The following is a 17,430-nucleotide window of genomic DNA, read 5'->3' on the forward strand; positions in this document are numbered from 1 at the left end:
GAGGATGAGACAAAAATCAATTCAAAATTAAACAACTTCTGCCTCCTCTTTCCCAATACCCAATTTACAACTAGCTAGATATCAGCTAGTTTATAATTCTTAACACACTTTTTGTAGTGTTTATAAACTAAATATTACTACTTGTTTGGTGTCAAAATATTGGAAAATACTTAATTAAGAAGCTTTAAATAACTATTTTTAATAATAGCTATCGTACAAATATATGCAAGCCTTATCTCAGCTGCTAAGGCTACAAAGCTTAGAGTCAATAATTGACCCTTCGTTGCGGATGCTTGTGTCGGAAACAGCACTATTAGATGCGATGTGACGGGCTACGCCTACGCACTGATTGAAGCAGGAAGCAAGAATGTCTTAGTTTCTTCATCTTTGCAGGTAGCGGAGTGCTTGACAAAGCATTATAGGGTAATACTTGTAGCTTCAGGAACTAGATTGAAAACAGCCAAGATTTTTGAAGTTATGCATACCTTGGTCATGACATCAAATGTGTAATATTTTTAGAGATAGTCTCAGTGCTATTACCTCTGCCCCAGCAGTTGTATCTACTGCAAGTTGCAAATAAGCAAGGTCACATTGTGATTTTCATCATGGCTAAAAGTCTCTGTCAAGAACTACCAGAAAAGACAGATAAAACTAGAGGTAACACTAGTATTGGTTCCTTTGAGGTAAAACATCAGATTCTCGTTGAGAGCCAGTTACTCAAGTACAAATGGTTACTAGTAAGCGTTATAGTACCTAAAGATACGACGGGCGAACCTGCTTGCCTTATTGGACTTGCTGTGGATAGTACCTCCTGTGTACAGGTAGAACTATTATTTCCTGAGAGTGAAAAACGATTTCGCCCCATCTTCAACAGTTCCTTCCAATTTATCGGGTTGCTGATAACAGAGGGGATTGTGCTAGAAGTTAAGCAAACAGCACTCCACTTGGGAGAACTACAGCCACAAGATGTAGTTGAGCATCCATGTTGGGAAATAAATATGGTGGGCGCTACTTGTCAACCAAGAACATCTGCAATATTTACTCTCCTCCAGCCCAGCAGTAATTTACACCTATAAGAGTTATGCAGATGCTACAACATTTATTAGAGATTTTGCCGCTATCACAGACTATCAAGTGCGGGAAATACTCAAAAGACCTAGCTTTTGGGCTAGTAAACTCTATTCGTTGTTGGAATCTTTTTCTCGCACCATTAATATCGGCAATATACTAAACATTGGATTATAAATGAAAATTTTACAAAAATTGATATATCGCTATCAAGGTAAAATATTTACCCCAATCTCTGGGGGGGGGAATTGTACAAAAAATTTTGCCATTTTATCATAAAAATAAAATATAAATTGAGGTAATTTATGCCAAAAATTTTAATAATAGAAGATGAAGAAGCAGTCCGGGAAAATATTTTGGATCTGTTAGAAGCTGAGGATTTTGAAACTATTGGTGCGGCTAATGGCAGAATCGGGCTACATTTGGCTATCTCCGAAGTTCCCGATTTAATTCTCTGTGATATGATGATGCCACAACTTGACGGTTATGGCGTACTAACAGCGTTACGTCAAGAACCATCAACGGCAACAATTCCCTTCATTTTTCTTACGGCTAGATCTGCCAAATCTGACTTTCGCCAAGGTATGAATATGGGTGCTGATGACTATATAACTAAGCCTTTTACTCGTGCTGAGTTATTAAGCGCCATCATCAACAGATTGGAAAAATACGCTACTTTAAAAAAGTATTTATCTCCTCAGCCTAGAATTAACAACCTGTCTCCAAAGATCCAGATATTAGAAATTAGCTTACACAGGGCTATCAAACAACATAATTTTGAAGAATTTGAAATTTATTATCAACCAATAGTCGATATTGCTTCTGGAAAAATAGTAGCGGCTGAAAGTTTATTACGCTGGGAAAGCGCGGAAGTTGGATTGATTTACCCAACAGAATTTATTCCCTTAGCAGAGTCTACAGGTTTAATTGTTCCATTGGGTAAATGGGTATTAAAAAGCGTCTGTCAACAAATAAAAATATGGCGTGATTTTGGAATTTATCCCCTAGTTATTGCTGTCAATTTATCAGTAATTGAATTTAATCAACCAGGTTTGATTCAAAAAGTAATCAACTTTATAGATAAGAATGGTTTGGAACCACATTACTTAGAACTAGAACTCACTGAAAGTATGATTATGGAAGATGTAAATAGTGCGATCGCTACTATGAACAAATTGCAATCGTTGGGTGTAAAAATTGCGATCGATGATTTTGGTACGGGCTACTCTTCTTTAATTTATCTGAAAAACTTACCAATTAACACATTAAAAATCGACCGTTATTTTATCCATAATGTTGCAAATGATCCCCAGAAATCAGCCATTACTAAGGCATTAATTCAAATGGCTCACAATCTCAATTTAGATGTAGTTGCTGAAGGTGTAGAGACGGAAGCAGAACTGGATTTTTTACGCCAACACAATTGTAATTCTATGCAAGGCTTTCTATTTAGTCGTCCATTGCCAGCAGCAGAATTTGAAAAATTTTTATTGGCTAATAAATGCTTATATATATGAATATTGGGGAATGGGGATTAGGTATTAGGGGAGTAACTCAGAAAAATCGGACTTTAGACTGGCGACAATTATTAAGTCTCAAGTCTAAAGTAAGAAAATTGTGTCATAGTGTCTACTGCCATGAAAGTCTTTGCGCGTTTCTTGCTGCCAGTTTTTTTACTGACCTTGGTAGCAGGCTGTAACCAGACTCGCGCTTCCTCAGATAATTCCACACCACAAACACCTGTACCTTCTGCTCAACTGACACAGAATCCTACACAGCCAAAAAATATTGTCCGAACGGAAGCATTTTTACCCACGCGCATCCGTATCAATCTGAAGAATTTACCAGCACCCTTCGCAACAGAAAGTGCCTCCAAGCGACCTGAGGTTGTGCCAATTGGGCAAAATCCAGTGCTGCACGTACCACGAGGCTTTAGAGTTAACGTCTTTGCAGAAGGTTTGGATGCCCCACGCTGGCTAGCTTTAACTCCTAGCGGTGATGTCTTGGTGACTGAAACCGCACAAAACCGCATTCGTCTGTTACGTGACAGCAAGGGTGACGGTGTAGCCGACGTTCGAGAAACCTTTGCTAGTAGGGACAACGGACTCAATAGACCCTTTGGTATGGCTTTTACAGGTAATTCCTTTTTTCTGGGTAACACAGATGCTGTAATACGTTTTCCCTATAGGAAAGGTCAAAAGAAAATTATAGATAAGGGAGAAAAGATCGCCGACTTACCTGCTCAAGGTTATAACAACCATTGGACACGCAATGTTGTTGTATCGCCCGATGGCAATAAATTATATGTTTCAGTTGGTTCAGGAAGTAATGTAGATGAAGAACCCCTACCACGGGCTTCAGTACAGGTGATGAATTTGGATGGTTCCCAGCAGCAAACTTTTGCTTCTGGCTTACGTAATCCTGTTGGTTTAGACTTTCATCCTGTAACTAAGGAACTTTACGCCACTGTCAACGAACGCGATGGAATCGGTGATGACTTGGTTCCAGATTATCTGACACGCATTAAACAAGGGGCATTTTACGGCTGGCCTTATGCTTATCTGACACCAAATAACCTAGATCCGCGCCAAGAGACGGAAGGTAAAAGTAAACGCCCCGACTTAGCAGCCCGTACTCAAACGCCAGATGTGCTGTTCCAGGCGCACTCAGCAGCATTGGGCTTGCAGTTTTATCATGGTAAAACGTTTCCAGCAAAATACCAAAACGGTGCTTTTGTTGCTTTTCGTGGTTCTTGGAACCGCGATCGCGGCACTGGTTATAAAATTGTGTTTGTTCCCTTCGATGCTAAAGGGCGATCGCTTGGCTATTACGAAGACTTTCTCACAGGATTTTTGCTAAATCCTTCTGTACCAACCACTTGGGGACGACCTGTAGGTTTACTCGTGTTACCAGATGGTAGTCTACTAGTAACAGAAGAAGCCAATAATCGGATTTATCGGATTCAGTATAAGTAAGTGGGCGCAAATAATCATCACCGGCTCGTAGTTGCCCTAAAGCGCAAGAGGGCGCAACTACGAGCCAAATACAGAGATTTTACTTTTCGTTACATAGTTTGGTTTTATCTTGCCTAGCTACTTACGGGGGGTTAAGCAATTGGTGTATTCAAACATTTAAAAATTCACGGATAGGATCTGTTGCCTAGAGTAAAGTTAGAGCAGTTGTCATCAATAGAAATGTTGTGCCTGCATCTGCCTACGCAGGTTTATCCTATTTAAGGTAAATTACTTAAAAATACTAATATTCATCTAGTTGAGAAATTCATTATGACTCCCAATGAAAATAATACTCAGTCAAATATCAACGAATTATCTCCACATTCAGGTACACGATACTGGGGTGAAGTAGAGGTGATCGAGGAAGGAGAAACCTATAGAATTAGTCGTGTTGAAATTAAGCCCAGGCACGGAATTAAACCACAAATCCATTATCATCGCAATGAACATTGGGTTGTAGTCTCAGGTGTAGCCAAGGTAACTTGTGGCGATGCGGAAATATTACTGAATCGAAACGAATCAACTTATGTTCCCGCAGCAACATTACATAAAGTAGAAAATCCTGGGCATATTCCGCTAGTTATTTTGGAAATTCAAAATGGTGAATATTTAGGTGAGGATGATACTGAGCGTCCTTATGACTTAAATTTGGTCAAAGCTGTAACTGAAGCTCAGTAAGGTCTAGGGATGAGGGGAGGAAGAATTTTAGATTTTGGATTTTGGACTTCGATTGAGCGTAGTCGAAGTCTAAAATCCAAAATTGAATCGCCCAAATAAATCAAAACCACCCTTCTTGCTCTAAGGTTTCAATCAGCTGCAAGCCACGCGGATCACCCACTCCTAACAGTGAGGCTTTGGCGTCTTCCCGGACTCCTAAATCTTGGTCTTCAGCAAAGGCTTGAATTAGAGAATCGATCGCTGTGGCATAAACTACATTAGAAGGGAGTTCGCGGCACAGTTGACCAATTGCCCAAGCACTGTTACTGCGTACTGCTGCTACGGGATCTTTGACTAAGGCTTCAATTAATGGCGGTATTGCCCCTATAACTGCTTCATAACTCACTTCTGCCATTTGTGCTAAGGCGCTAGCAGCCCACAAACGCACTGCGGAAATGTCAGTTCTGAGGGCATCTGCTAGGGGTGGTAAAGAACGGCGATCGCGACAGTTTCCTAAAGCCCAGACAACGCCTTTACGCACATAGCCATTCCAATCACTGTTTAGTTGAGCAATTAACGGACTCACTGCCTCTGAACTAGGATTGCGTCCAAGTCCATAAGCTGCACTCACCCGCACTAAGGGACAGGTATCACTTAATAGGCGAATCAGATGGGGGGTAGCACGCGCATCTTCTATATCACAAAAAGCACGCGCCGCTAACATTCTTTGCTGGGCCTGGGGATTTTCCAGCAGGGCTAGCATCACTTCTGGATCTGGCTTTGCCACCACTGATTCGGCAGTTAGCGGCTCTATTTTATCTAGGGGGCTTTCTAGCTCCTCCTCAATATCGAGTAGGCTTAGATCGTCTTCGTCATACATAATTTGATTTCAATCCCTTTTCGGGATTAACACATAATCCCCCGCGCCAATAAGTTAAAGCTTTATAAGTATTAGTTGCGTAATTATACACTTTTCTTTTTCCTCGTTGAGTTTTATCCAAACGAGAAACGCCATAACTCAGACGCTTAAGTATGTTACCGCTATCCTATAGTTTATTTTTCTGCACTCAGAAATTTTACCATCCACAGGGATTGGGTTTGATAACCTAACTGATTGTAAAGATTTAATGCGGGTTTATTTGATTGAAACACTTGCAATCCAATCTGGCGATCGCCTCTTTGAATAGCCCAATTTTCCACATATCGCATCAAGGCTGTACCAATACCCCGTCGCCGATGTTCTGGTAGAACGTAGAGGATAAAAATGTGAGCATGACGATTACCCTGCACTTGATCTATGGCATTACCCACCCAAAGGCAGGCTATAGGGCATAGGGGATTACTTATTCTTATCTCCCTCATCTCCTCCTGCTCCCCCTCCTCTTCTACCCACCACAAGGGGGTATCGCTAGAAAAGTATTGCTTAACTGTTTGATCTAGGTGGGAAAAATTCTCATTGGGAAAGAGATCCTGGTAGGTTCGCTGCATGAATTTAAGCAATAGCGATCGCTCCAAAGTCGAGCCACGGCGAATAATATATCCAGGTAGTAGTTGCTGTGACACTTAAATACGTTTATTGACTTAGCTAGCTTTGGTTATGTGCTGCTGGTGGTAAATCACTTGGATTAGGTTGAAAACTTACCCCCACCTCTTCAATTGGCGCGGGTGCTGCCATATCGGACGGTAAAAAGATCCGGGCGCTGACTGCCACTAGGGCAAATAAAAATACTAATACTGCAAGCAGTGGGGCGATGTATTGACGAAAAATAGCCATATTTTAATTGCAAGAAGCTAGGAACTTTTATGAGAACCTAGCTGAAGATTTGTGAAGTATTCTTCATTTATTTTAGCAATTTTCTGTGCATAGAAATGGGGGATGGGGAATGGGGCATTGTTATTCTTCTCCTGCTCCCCCATCTCCCTCATCTCCCCCACTCCCCTACTATTGACGATCGCGCTCTAAGTCATCAAGGACTCTCTCACAATACCAATTATCCGGCATCCCAGGATAAGTCTCCTTTGCTTGTTCAATTAACCGTTCGGCAGCCGCAGTGTCACCGGATAATTTAGCGATTAGCCTGTTTTTGAGATAGCTATCAGATACACCATCGTCTGCTTGGCCTGGTATCCCTTGATTTATAGTTGATGGTCGGGACTGATCTCTCCGCAACTGCCAAAATAAAACGTAATAAAGTGTACCAAAAATTAAAATTAGGCTGAGTGTTCCGAAAAAAGTTAGGAGGTTAAATGCTAGAAATCCTAGAACTAATTGCGAGAGAACATAGCCAAGTAATAAACCAGTCAGTAAGAGAATAAATGTGCCGACAGCAATAACTACTTGATTCCCCATATATCCTCTTCTTCGTCGTCAAGTCCTGGTCTGGATAATACTACCACTGGCTTGGGATTCCAAGGGGCAAAAAATGGCAATAATAGTAATCCCGGCAAAGCTGCTATTGCTGTCAGTAGAAAGAATGTAGACCAGCCGGTGGCCTGCGCCCATGTACCTGCGGGAGCAGTGACAATATCTCTACTAAAAGCTTGCAAACTCGAAAGTAAGGCGTACTGTGTAGCTGAAAAGCTTTGGTTACAAAGACTCATCAAAAATGCTACAAAAGCAGCAGTTTCTAGACCAGCACAGAATTGTTCTATATTAACGGCAGCTAACATGAGATAGAAGTTTTTACCTACTACTGCTAAGGCAAAAAAAGCCAAGTTGCCGACAGCTTGCAATATGGCGAATATCCAAAGCGATCGATTAACACCAATTTTGGTCATTATTGCTCCTGCTGCCAAGGTGCCAATAATAGTAGCGAAAATTCCCAGCGCCCCAGGAAATGCTATATCGCTTTGAGTGAAATGTAAACCTTTATCTAACAAAAATGGGGTAGATACATTCTTTAATAAAGAATCTCCCAACTTGTATATCACAATGAATATCAGGATTAAAAGCCCTTGTAGCCAGCCCTGACGTTGGAAAAATTCAATGAAGGGTAATTTGACTGCGGCTCCTAAAGTTTGAGGCGGGCGATCGCGCAGGACTGGTTCTGGTGCAAAAATAGAAGTTATCAAGCCTACGACCATCAACAGCGACATCAACAGGTAAACAGCTTGCCAAGGCATCCTATCTGCTAAAAATAGGCTGACGTAACCAGTTACTAAAATGGCAATGCGATAACCCAATAAGTAAATAGATGCTCCAGCACCTCTTTCTTCTGCTTCCACTACATCAGTGCGGTAGGCATCAACTAAAATATCTTGACTGGCGCTAAAAAAAGCAACGGCTACAGCAGCAATGATTAAAGGTTGTAACCCTTGGGATGGTTTCATTAGAGCCATTGTAGCTATACTTAACAGTAAGGCTACTTGGATAATTACCAGCCAACCTCTACGCCGCCCCAAAAAAGGTGGTACAAATCTATCTAGTAAAGGCGACCAGAGAAATTTTAAAGAATAGGGTAGCTTGACTAAACTAAAAGCAGCGATCGCCGCTAGGCTAACTCCCTCTTTAGTCAACCATGCTTGTAATGTCTGACTAGTTAAATATAACGGCAACCCTGACGAAAAGCCAAGAAATAACAAAGCTCCCATCTTCGGGCTGCCAAAAATTCGTAGCAGCGATTTATTTACTTGCACAGTATTGCAGATTCCTTATTATTTAATTGAATTGCAGTTATCTTGCCATACCTGCTGTCTAATTTCGTGTAAGTACACAAATCTGCTAAGATTTTCTTGATTTAACCAATACTTAGAGTCCTGACTTTTCACGCCATGTGGAAAAACCCACGAAAAACCTAACCCCCTTCCCGACGCGGGAAGGGGGAAAATTCAAAGTCTCTCTCCTTTTAGGAGAGAGATTTAGAGAGAGGTTTTCCACATACCGTAAAAAGTCAATATTAGAGTCAAGTCCCCATCCTCTATGGGTTGATTGTAATGCGATCGCGTTTAAATCCCCACGCGCATTACATAATTACGAATTACGAATTACGAATTACGAATTAAATAAACCTGATGCCCCTTGATTTCTACCCCGTGTGTAGCAAGGCATTTTTCCCAACCTTCTCGCGTACCGATATCGCTTTTATCCTTGAGCAATCCTAATTTTTCTTCTTGTTGGGTGAGTTGAGCAAATTGTTCGTAACCAGGGTAGTTACTAATAATAAATGTTTCTTTCCGGTGCAAAATCGGCGGATTTGCTCTAGTTGCATAGTCTCGATGAGTCACGAAGAGGGTTTTTAAGTCAATAGTTATACTCGCTTTTAAAGCTGGATGGGGGTCAGTGTCGAAATCAGGGTAACACAGATAAGATATTTGTGGTTTATCTGTGTGATATTTGATTAATGTGGCTTCATCAACACGCCCAATGGTGCGGCTAGCGCAACCTTCACAAATTCGCAGTATGGGGTCAAGTGCTGCTAATGCTGAAACATGCACGTAAAGGGCACCACGTGTATGTTTACCAATTTTGCTTTTTTCGCAAGCAGTTTTTATCACCCCAGGTTTACCCAAGCTGAAAAGTTTTTGGTCGGCTACTTGACAAGCTTCCTCGTAGCTGCTGAAAAAGGCTTTGATATCGTGACGCATTTCAGGGGCTAACTTTTGCCATGCGGGGCGTTTATCGAAGTGGGTGAGGGCGAGGTAAACTTGGATATCCAAAGAACGACGATAAGCGATCGCATCCCATTCAGTTTCATCAGTAGCTTGCAAAACTACACCAAAGGCGCGGCGGAAGTTACCAAATTCGCTGATTAATTCCGGTTCATTTTCCAATTCACCTTTTACGGGGAGTCTACCGCGCTTGGTAAAGAAAGCCATGAGTGGTTGGAGTTGTTCTTGATAATCTTCAAACCGCTTAATGGGGATGCGGACTCGCGGCGTGGAGGTGGTAGAAAAGAAGCGGATAGCTTTGTAACTTTCTTTTTCAGCTTCATCTCGAAAAACAAAGTATACGCCAAGTGCGATCGGTATTGCATCGACATTTAGAACTTCATCAATATAAGTTTTGAGTTCTTGTTGTTCATAATATTTCTGAAAAGTATTGCGGCGCGTCACAATGCCATCATTGTAAGCAAGTTGGGTTTTGCTGGGAGCGTTAATTAGGATTTGAGCCGCCACAATTAAAACTTTCCCGGTGAGTTCCCAAGCTTGGATTAGACTTTGACGGCGTTCCTCTGCATCTTCGATGACATTGAGGATGTAACCCAAATTGACCACATCGGCGGGGGTGCAGGGGACATCGGGATAGTAGTAAGGGTCCCAACCTGCGCTGGTGTAACCTAAGTTTGCTACTCGCCAGACATCACCACCGTAGCCGCAACCGTAATCAAAAAAGGTGGTGTCTGGGTTAAGGATTGCCCATTGTATAGCCAATCGTACAGGACGGGATATCTCAGTGCGAGCGATCGCAGCTCTATGACGCTCGATTTCTAGCGCTTCAGGCATGATACTAATTCGTAATTCGTAATTCGTAATTCGTAATTCGTAATTAAGAATTACGAATTGCAGAGTATTAGTTACGAATTATTTTGTCAATTTTTGACCGCTAGTTCAATTAAATCTTCAATTTTCTTGATATTTGGATCGCCTGCTAGGTAGCCAATACCGCGATGTAAATGTAAGCGGAATTGGATAGCGAGGGTTTCTTTGTCGGTGGGATAGCCGTCATTGTGACAGCGTTGCTTGAGTGCGAGGAGGAGTATATCGGACATTTCGCCGCCAAAGACGCGCCAAGTCATTTCGACGTTGCTATCTTGGGGAATTGGGACGGGGGAGGGTGTGGTTGATTCTGCGAGAGAACGACAAAACGCCCAACGGCATAGAATATTCCATTGGTCGATTTTGGTGCTGCGTTTGAGTTTGGTAAGTTGGTCTTTGGCTGTTTGAGAGAGTTTAATTCTTTCGATTGGCGATTCCATTGTTTTTATAAAAAGTGATATAAAAATCATTAACCCCTATTCATGATTAATAGCAGCAATCTCTGCCTGAATATCTGAATCATTAGCCATTGCAGCTAGTTGTTGATTGATATAGTTTACATCAGTAAATTTATTTGCTCCTTGCTTCTTTTCTTGCACTTGTTTTGTAATGTATTCCAATAGCCATTCTAGTTCTACCAATGACAAACTATTTATATCACGCTCTATTTTAAGTAGATGTGGTGAGTTCATAATTGCTTATCTACTTTCCAAAAATCGTTAGATATATTGTAAATTCAAGGCTGAAATAAATCGCAACTACCAGAAATATTGATTTTCTATCACTGTAGTTTGGCGGGTAGCGGAGTCGTATTTGAGGAGATATTCGCGGGCGATCGCTTCATTTTCTCGCAGTGTTTCAACTTCCTTCTTGCCAATCTCAGTATCCGTAGATAACAAAATGACTTGATGGCTGGCTGATGGAAAGTAACGTTCCACTAAGTTGCTGCGGTGAGAGGAATCGAGCCTACCTAATGGTGTATCTATTGCTACTGGTAGTCTATGTCCAGAGACTTTGGCTAAACCCCAGAGGAATGCGATCGCAAGTAGTTGTTTTTCGCCAGCCGAGAGGCGATGTTTAGGGACAGGTTTACCATTTAAATCGTAAAGCAAAAGGCTGAAAGTTTTAGTATCAATGGTTATTCGATGAACTAAGTCTGATTTATGGAGAAGATAAAGAAAGCAATTTTTAACTTCTTCCTCTAATTTATTGAGTTTTCGCAGAGTTAACTTTTCCCGAAAAATCTTGAGGGTGTTTTGAACTTTCGCGGCAGAGTTGATAATATGTTCGCTATTTTTATGTTTAATATTTTCTACAGTATAATCACTTAATTCTTTTTTTGATTTAGTTATAATAGTTTCTAATTCAGCTAAACGGCGGCGGATTGTTTCGTAATTAGCTTTAGCTTCCACAACTTGATTTTGTGCAGTTTCTAATGCTTGACGCAGCTTTGTATAATCTTCTGGTGCTGCTGCTGTTTGCACTTGTCTTTCTAGAGTATGAATTTCTTCTTCTTTATTTTGGAGAATAGCTAATTTCTCCTTTGCAGAAAGTTGAGAATTTTGTAAATGATATATAAGATTATCTAGCTGACTTAAAGTTTCATCATCGGCTAATAACCAAGGTGCTTCTACCTGAATAGTCTTTGCATATAAATTATCTACATCTTCCACTAGAAAAGATTTAATTTTTTCAACTTCCATCGGCAAAATTTCCCCTTGATTTAGCCAAGCGAGTAAGCGCTGATCTCGTTCAATTAACAAATCTTTAGATAATTGTACCTGTTGATGGCGAAATTCTTTTTCTCCCTGTGCTTGCACCTGATTCAGCAAATTGGGAATTAATGCTAGAGGTAAAACATCAGCCGCTAATTCACACATTGACTGACGTACTTGTTCAATTTCCGCAGTTTTCGTACCTTGTTGTAGTTCTAGGTGATTGCGTTCAGATGCAATTTTACCACCTTCAGAAATAAATTTATCAAAGGCTTCTTGCTGCTTTTGTTCTAAATCTTCTACCTGATTTTTGAGAATTTCTAACTTTTCTGCTGTTGTTTGATAATCTTCTTGCTGTTGGGTTAACCTAGTTTCAATCTCTTCTAGGTTTGCTAAATCCTTACTATTACCAACTTCTTTAAGTTTCCGGTTAACTAGGATATCTAAATCAACCGCTAAACGGTCTGCTAATTCTAAACCTAAAAGTCCGCGAATTGCATCTACTACAACTGGTGGCGGTGTTTCCTGTTCTGCAAGTTCTTTAACTTGTTCACCATCAAATAGAAATAAATTAGAAATACCTAAAGGTAGGAGATTTTCAATATATTCATCCCAGATATTAACTAAAGCATCAGGCCATGTATCACTGTCACTTAAAATACCTAATGTATCTTTACCGTCTTTAGGGTTTTTCGTCCAACTACGGACAACACGGTATTTTATTGGTTTATCGTTTTCAATATGTTCAAAAAGTAATTCAATTCGGGTGTCTACAACTGGATTTGTTTTGCTATTAACACATTGGTTGAGAAAATCGCTATAACTTAAATTACCACGGGTAGAACATTGGGCGCGGGGGCCGTAAAGGGCGAGACGAATGGCATCCATGAGGGTAGTTTTTCCGCCGCCATTCATCCCACCTAAGAGGATAATTGGGTGTGAGTTTTCCTCATCAATTTTTGGGTTAAGATTGATTACCTGTTTCCCACTGTAGGGGCCAAAGTTTTGTAATACGAGTTCAAGAAATATCATTAATTTTTAAGATTGTGCTTGAAAAGTTATACGGTGTGATTTTTTACCCCCCTTAATCCCCCCTTATAAAGGGGGGAAACAATAAAATCAAGTTCCCTCCCCTTATAAAGGGGGGAAACAATAAAATCAAGTTCCCTCCCCTTATAAAGGGAGGAAACAATAAAATCAAGTTCCCTCCCCTTTATAAGGGGAGGGTTAGGGTGGGGTAAAAATATTTGATACATCAATCACGACTTTTAAAACATCCTAAGATTAACATGAGTTCGACAGCGATCGCTGTTAAGAAATGCCATTCCATCTGTCTTGGTAAGCGTAGCTAGATTTGCACACCTCCAGCTTGAAAAATTTCTTCGGCGGTTAAATTCAATTCTGGGAACGTAGGTGAGACAATATGGGTATCGCCTTTAAATTGAGTAACTTGGTACTCGCCATCAATTAATTGATAAATCGATATAGTAGGCAGTTTAGGATTGCCAATAAACTTCCTAGCCCCATAAGCCGCGTAATCTATAATCCAATATTCAGGAATACCTATAGCTTCATAATCAGCTAATTTTTTGTAGTAATCATCCCGCCAATTAGTACTAACAACTTCAATAACCAATGGAATAGATGCAGCTTGAGATACAGTTGATTGTTTTTTCCATAAAGGCTCATTCACTAGATTTTGTCGATTGATTATTAATATGTCTGGTGAATAAGCTGATTCACCTTCAAGTGGTTTGACTAATACAGTTTTGGGAATGTAATAAGGGAAATTTAGACGCTTGATATCAGAAGATATTTCTAGTGCAAAAAAACCAACAACATCCTCATGATCTCCCACTGGTTGAGCCATTTCAACAATTACGCCATCATGTAATTCGTATCTTCCACCTTCAGGCCGCCAAGCTGCAAAATCTTCAAAAGTTACTAATTTGTGCATGGCTTGAATCATAGAACCTCACTTGTTTTAAGATAACCAAACTCTGTCAGGCGTTCTTTAAGTAGTTTGTTGACTACCGTCTTCTATTCTTCTAAATTTTCCTTTTTAAATTTCATACTTGCCCAACTTACCTGTTCATCCATTTTACCTTCATCTACTTCATTGATTGCTGCAACATCACCCAAAGTCATCTGCTTGACTTTTGCAACATCACCTTGGCTAACTGCTTCGCTTAATTCGCGCTTCAAACGAGCATTTTTAATCGCATCTTCAGGCGAACGGGAACTCGTATTAAAACATTTTTCTAGGGTATCGTATATTCCCACGCGACGAGTTTTTTTGCGATACTGGCGTTCTGTGTCTAACAATTTCGCCATTAGTTCCAAGTGCATCGCATCACCTTCACAGATTTCTTCTAATACTATCCATTCATCACGACCTAGTAGGCTATAGTCAGCACCAGGACGGGGATCTTGAAATTCTTCACCAGTCACTTCTTGATAAATCCGGGGTAAGCTATCATCAAATTCGTGTCTTTCTTCTAGCCAAATACGGCGAATTTCGCTCATTTCTTCTAGAGTAATTAGGGTGATATCGCGCATATTTTCTGGCGCTGTTTGACGAATTTCTTTTTCAACTGTAAGCAACTTTCTTAGCCAATCCTCCCGCGCTTCTTTAATAAAGGGGCCAGGGATAGGTTCAATAGATATCCCATCTTCTAAGTTACGTTCATAAAGTTGGACACCACCATTTCTACGTCGGAAATCTCTTTTATCACGGGTTTCTTCAGCATCCAATTCTTTACGAAAATCAAGTAAAGGTTGCATCCACTCTTTTTCTTCGTCATTTTGAATCATCGCAGCCAGCGATTTATCTTGACTAACCAGCGTGCAAACCCAGCAACCAAAACGAGAGCTACCACAACTAGGGGTAGATGTATCGACAACTAAAGGACATTCATTATCAGCAGAAGCACCTCGATACATACTGAATAAATCTTTATTGCTGTACCCCCAAGGGTTTTCCCACTGCATAAGATAAATCCAGACTTCATCATTTTCCCAGTCTTCAATAGGGCTATAAACTAAAGAATTTGGCAAGTTCATATTAGGACTGAGGCGATCGCGTACCCGTTGGGCTTCCAATTTTCTCATTCGGCTAGCACGTTTTGTGCTTTCAGCTTTGCGAGTCCCTAATACAACGATCGCTTCTCCACTCGCTCGAATCACATCACGAATAAAGCGGTTAGATGGATTAATTTTCAGGCGTTCTGTACACCAACGAAATTTTCCTCGCGGTGCTGGATAACCTTTACCAATCAAACCTACCCAAAATGTCTCTTTAAAATCTGGCTGTAGCAAATGGGGTGCAAATGGTAATCCTTGGGCTTGGGCTTCAGATTTCATCTGTTTTAGAGAATTGCGTACCCAAGCAGCAACGATAGGGTTTTCTACCAGTGTGTCTGTGGTGATTACGTAGATTGTTTTAGTTTGCTTTTCAGGTGGGAGTGCTGCGATCGCATTCCACACAAGCTGCAAAATCGCGGTGCTGTCTTTTCCCCCTGAGTAACCCACAACCCAAGGTATTTCATCTAAGCAATACAATTCTTGAATTTCAGTAGTGAGAGCTTGGATATCTGCCACTAAATCTGCTACAGTATTCCCTTGCTGAACTTGATTTTCTGGTTGTTGTGCTGTAGTCATTTCTCCTGATCTCTGGAAACACTGGCGTAATATCTGGGAAAATAGGGCGAATATAATTCGCGGCTACACATCCAAAACCCACTGACCTGGGTTTTGGAAAAGTTTTTAAAAACTTTACTACTAATATCCAATTTTTTGGATAATTAAACTACATAATACTATTCTGTTTTTAAAATTTAACATGAAAGATAGTGCATCTGACCCAACTGCTGACATCGCTAGAGAATACCTGGAACGGGAAAACAAGGAAAAAGAGGTACTAGCTTTACTTCTAGAGAAATTTTTAGGGAGAAAAGATCAGATTCTCGTTCAAAAAACCGAGATGGGTGGTACTGAGGCTTATGTTAGCTCTGTTACCTTGGAATGGTTCGCGGGTCGGGTTCACTTCGCTTCTGGTTTACCTCTGTTTCAAAAAAAGTACAATCCTGAGACTGATAATGTCGAAATTGACGCAGATAGTATTGATGAAATTCAGCAACGTCCCCTTGATTGGTCACGTCAAGCACCGCTAGTCCAGTATTTGGCGGCTAGAGATAATCATAAGTTTCCGCCGGTGCTGGTGGTGATTAATCAGCCGTGGGTGGATAATCCTAAAGCTGCTGAGTGGGATAGCGAAGGACGCGCCACGAAGTCTACGACTGATTTTATACCCCTCGATAAAGACGCTAAGGTAGGTCTGCTAAATATTTCTGAGGATGATGTAACCATTTATGCACTAGATGGTCAACATCGATTAATGGGGGTTCAAGGGTTGATGGAGTTAATCAAAACTCGTAAACTCCAGCGTTATAAAAAAGATAAAGGTGCTGATGACAGTTTTATTACAGTCAATGATTTGATAGAAAAGTATCAAGTAGACCTTGCTCACTTGCAAAATTTACCCAAGGAAAAAATTGGTATTGAGTTCATCTGTGCGGTGGCGGCTGGGGAAACTCGCACCCAGGCGAGGCGGAGGGTAAGATCGATTTTTGTTCATGTCAACTTAATGGCTGCACCCTTGACTAAAGGGCAACTAACACAGTTGAATGAAGATGATGGTTTTGCGATCGTTGCTAGAAAAATTGCAGTTACACATCCATTATTAGAACAACGACAAGAACGCAATCCCCGTGTTAATTGGAATAGTGCAACAGTAGCCTCCAATTCTACAGTTTTAACCACTTTGCAAGCTCTACAAGATATGTCTGAGCGATATTTGGGTCAAAAGTTCCCCCACTGGAAACCCTTGGAGAAAGGTCTAATTCCCATGCGTCCAGAGGATGAAGAACTTGAGCAGGGGATTGAGCAATTCAGCAAGCTATTTGATAATTTGGCTAGTCTTTCCAGTTATAAAATTTTAGAACACGAGGATACACCAACTTTACGGCGCTTCAGCTTTGAAAAGGATGGAGGTGAAGGAAATATGCTTTTCCGTCCGGTTGCTCAAGTTGCATTAGCGCAAGCTTTAGGAATTTTGGTTTTTAAAAAAGGTTTTTCCCTAGCAGATATTTTTAAGAAGTTGCGGAAGTTTGACCAGCAAGGCGGTTTTAGTGGTATGGAATATCCCCAATCTCTCTGGTATGGGGTTTTGTATGACCCAAATAAAAAGCGAGTGCAGGTTGCTGGACGCGATTTAGCGACGAAGTTATTAGTTTACATCTTGGGTGGAATTCAGGAACAGATGGAACGTGCTGAACTTCGTAAGGCTTTGGCGGATGCTAGGACTATGGAAGATAAAACTATAAGTTTTGATGGCGAGTTTGTTGAACCGAAAGCGGTAGGACTTCCACATATTTTGAACTAGCAAGGTTAAGTAGGTATTTTGCACTGTGGTTTTTACCGATGCTAGAGTCTACAAGGGT

The 17,430-nt window shown here is 40.8% G+C and carries 16 protein-coding genes; 5 read left to right on the forward strand and 11 right to left on the reverse strand.

The annotated features are described in order from the left end of the window. Positions 1–530: 530 nt before the first annotated feature. From V7K32_RS11500 to V7K32_RS11515, 4 genes are all read left to right on the forward strand, one after another. Entirely contained in the window at positions 531–1,076 is a 546-nt protein-coding gene (locus tag V7K32_RS11500) for a hypothetical protein (protein WP_334993222.1), read from the forward strand. Positions 1,077–1,373: 297 nt separating this feature from the next. Continuing rightward, on the forward strand, positions 1,374–2,585 hold the full coding sequence (locus tag V7K32_RS11505) for an EAL domain-containing response regulator (RefSeq protein ID WP_334993224.1): 1,212 nt from the start codon (positions 1,374–1,376) through the stop codon (positions 2,583–2,585). 120 nt (positions 2,586–2,705) lie between these two features. Beyond that, on the forward strand, positions 2,706–4,043 hold the full coding sequence (locus tag V7K32_RS11510) for a PQQ-dependent sugar dehydrogenase (protein WP_334993379.1): 1,338 nt from the start codon (positions 2,706–2,708) through the stop codon (positions 4,041–4,043). A gap of 309 nt (positions 4,044–4,352) precedes the next feature. Further along, positions 4,353–4,760 (forward strand): phosphomannose isomerase type II C-terminal cupin domain, encoded by a 408-nt coding sequence (locus V7K32_RS11515; protein WP_334880620.1) that lies wholly within the window; start codon positions 4,353–4,355, stop codon positions 4,758–4,760. Between the two features lie 100 nt (positions 4,761–4,860). Here V7K32_RS11515 and V7K32_RS11520 read toward each other — a convergent pair whose 3' ends face one another. The 11 genes from V7K32_RS11520 to dndC all read right to left on the reverse strand — a co-directional run bounded on the left by V7K32_RS11520 (position 4,861) and on the right by dndC (position 15,589). Further along, the gene (locus tag V7K32_RS11520; RefSeq protein ID WP_334993226.1) at positions 4,861–5,619 is read right to left on the reverse strand and encodes a HEAT repeat domain-containing protein; all 759 of its coding nucleotides are present in this window, start codon (positions 5,617–5,619) and stop codon (positions 4,861–4,863) included. A gap of 173 nt (positions 5,620–5,792) precedes the next feature. Next, complete coding sequence (locus tag V7K32_RS11525; protein WP_334993228.1) at positions 5,793–6,302, reverse strand: GNAT family N-acetyltransferase; 510 nt, start codon at positions 6,300–6,302, stop codon at positions 5,793–5,795. Between the two features lie 22 nt (positions 6,303–6,324). Then, positions 6,325–6,513 carry a hypothetical protein gene (locus V7K32_RS11530; RefSeq protein WP_334993230.1) on the reverse strand — a complete coding sequence of 63 codons (189 nt, stop codon included), beginning with the start codon at positions 6,511–6,513 and terminating at the stop codon, positions 6,325–6,327. A gap of 168 nt (positions 6,514–6,681) precedes the next feature. Beyond that, positions 6,682–7,089, reverse strand: coding sequence for an ABC transporter permease (locus V7K32_RS11535; protein WP_334993232.1), 408 nt, complete (start codon positions 7,087–7,089; stop codon positions 6,682–6,684). After that, positions 7,074–8,375 carry an AmpG family muropeptide MFS transporter gene (locus V7K32_RS11540; RefSeq protein ID WP_334993234.1) on the reverse strand — a complete coding sequence of 434 codons (1,302 nt, stop codon included), beginning with the start codon at positions 8,373–8,375 and terminating at the stop codon, positions 7,074–7,076. Before V7K32_RS11540 ends, V7K32_RS11535 begins: the two co-directional genes overlap by 16 nt. Positions 8,376–8,723: 348 nt before the next feature. Beyond that, positions 8,724–10,181 (reverse strand): DNA phosphorothioation-associated putative methyltransferase, encoded by a 1,458-nt coding sequence (locus tag V7K32_RS11545; RefSeq protein ID WP_334993236.1) that lies wholly within the window; start codon positions 10,179–10,181, stop codon positions 8,724–8,726. 86 nt (positions 10,182–10,267) lie between these two features. Then, a complete protein-coding gene (gene dndE / locus V7K32_RS11550; protein WP_334993237.1) occupies positions 10,268–10,654 on the reverse strand; it encodes a DNA sulfur modification protein DndE in 387 nt (128 codons plus the stop codon). Positions 10,655–10,690: 36 nt separating this feature from the next. Then, positions 10,691–10,906, reverse strand: a complete 216-nt coding sequence (locus tag V7K32_RS11555) for a hypothetical protein (protein WP_334993239.1) — start codon at positions 10,904–10,906, stop codon at positions 10,691–10,693. A 66-nt stretch (positions 10,907–10,972) separates the two neighbouring features. Next, positions 10,973–12,961, reverse strand: coding sequence for a DNA sulfur modification protein DndD (dndD, locus tag V7K32_RS11560; RefSeq protein WP_334993241.1), 1,989 nt, complete (start codon positions 12,959–12,961; stop codon positions 10,973–10,975). A 316-nt stretch (positions 12,962–13,277) separates the two neighbouring features. Next, positions 13,278–13,898 (reverse strand): Uma2 family endonuclease, encoded by a 621-nt coding sequence (locus tag V7K32_RS11565; protein WP_334993243.1) that lies wholly within the window; start codon positions 13,896–13,898, stop codon positions 13,278–13,280. Between the two features lie 71 nt (positions 13,899–13,969). Further along, positions 13,970–15,589: a DNA phosphorothioation system sulfurtransferase DndC gene (gene dndC, locus V7K32_RS11570; RefSeq protein ID WP_334993245.1), complete on the reverse strand. Its 1,620-nt coding sequence runs from the start codon at positions 15,587–15,589 to the stop codon at positions 13,970–13,972. Positions 15,590–15,770: 181 nt separating this feature from the next. Here dndC and V7K32_RS11575 point away from each other — a divergent pair, with 181 nt between their 5' ends. Then, on the forward strand, positions 15,771–17,372 hold the full coding sequence (locus tag V7K32_RS11575) for a DGQHR domain-containing protein (RefSeq protein ID WP_334993247.1): 1,602 nt from the start codon (positions 15,771–15,773) through the stop codon (positions 17,370–17,372). The last annotated feature ends 58 nt before the right edge of the window (positions 17,373–17,430 follow it).

The sequence above is a fragment of the Nostoc sp. genome, from assembly GCF_036917635.1.
Taxonomy (GTDB): domain Bacteria; phylum Cyanobacteriota; class Cyanobacteriia; order Cyanobacteriales; family Nostocaceae; genus Nostoc.

Coding starts and splice junctions, on each gene's coding strand:
- V7K32_RS11505 (WP_334993224.1), top strand. CDS start 1,374: ATGCCAAAAATTTTAATAATAGAAGATGAAGAAGCAGTCCGGGAAAAT.
- V7K32_RS11510 (WP_334993379.1), top strand. CDS start 2,706: ATGAAAGTCTTTGCGCGTTTCTTGCTGCCAGTTTTTTTACTGACCTTG.
- V7K32_RS11515 (WP_334880620.1), top strand. CDS start 4,353: ATGACTCCCAATGAAAATAATACTCAGTCAAATATCAACGAATTATCT.
- V7K32_RS11520 (WP_334993226.1), bottom strand. CDS start 5,619: ATGTATGACGAAGACGATCTAAGCCTACTCGATATTGAGGAGGAGCTA.
- V7K32_RS11530 (WP_334993230.1), bottom strand. CDS start 6,513: ATGGCTATTTTTCGTCAATACATCGCCCCACTGCTTGCAGTATTAGTA.
- V7K32_RS11535 (WP_334993232.1), bottom strand. CDS start 7,089: ATGGGGAATCAAGTAGTTATTGCTGTCGGCACATTTATTCTCTTACTG.
- V7K32_RS11545 (WP_334993236.1), bottom strand. CDS start 10,181: ATGCCTGAAGCGCTAGAAATCGAGCGTCATAGAGCTGCGATCGCTCGC.
- dndE (WP_334993237.1), bottom strand. CDS start 10,654: ATGGAATCGCCAATCGAAAGAATTAAACTCTCTCAAACAGCCAAAGAC.
- V7K32_RS11555 (WP_334993239.1), bottom strand. CDS start 10,906: ATGAACTCACCACATCTACTTAAAATAGAGCGTGATATAAATAGTTTG.
- dndD (WP_334993241.1), bottom strand. CDS start 12,961: ATGATATTTCTTGAACTCGTATTACAAAACTTTGGCCCCTACAGTGGG.
- V7K32_RS11565 (WP_334993243.1), bottom strand. CDS start 13,898: ATGATTCAAGCCATGCACAAATTAGTAACTTTTGAAGATTTTGCAGCT.
- dndC (WP_334993245.1), bottom strand. CDS start 15,589: ATGACTACAGCACAACAACCAGAAAATCAAGTTCAGCAAGGGAATACT.
- V7K32_RS11575 (WP_334993247.1), top strand. CDS start 15,771: ATGAAAGATAGTGCATCTGACCCAACTGCTGACATCGCTAGAGAATAC.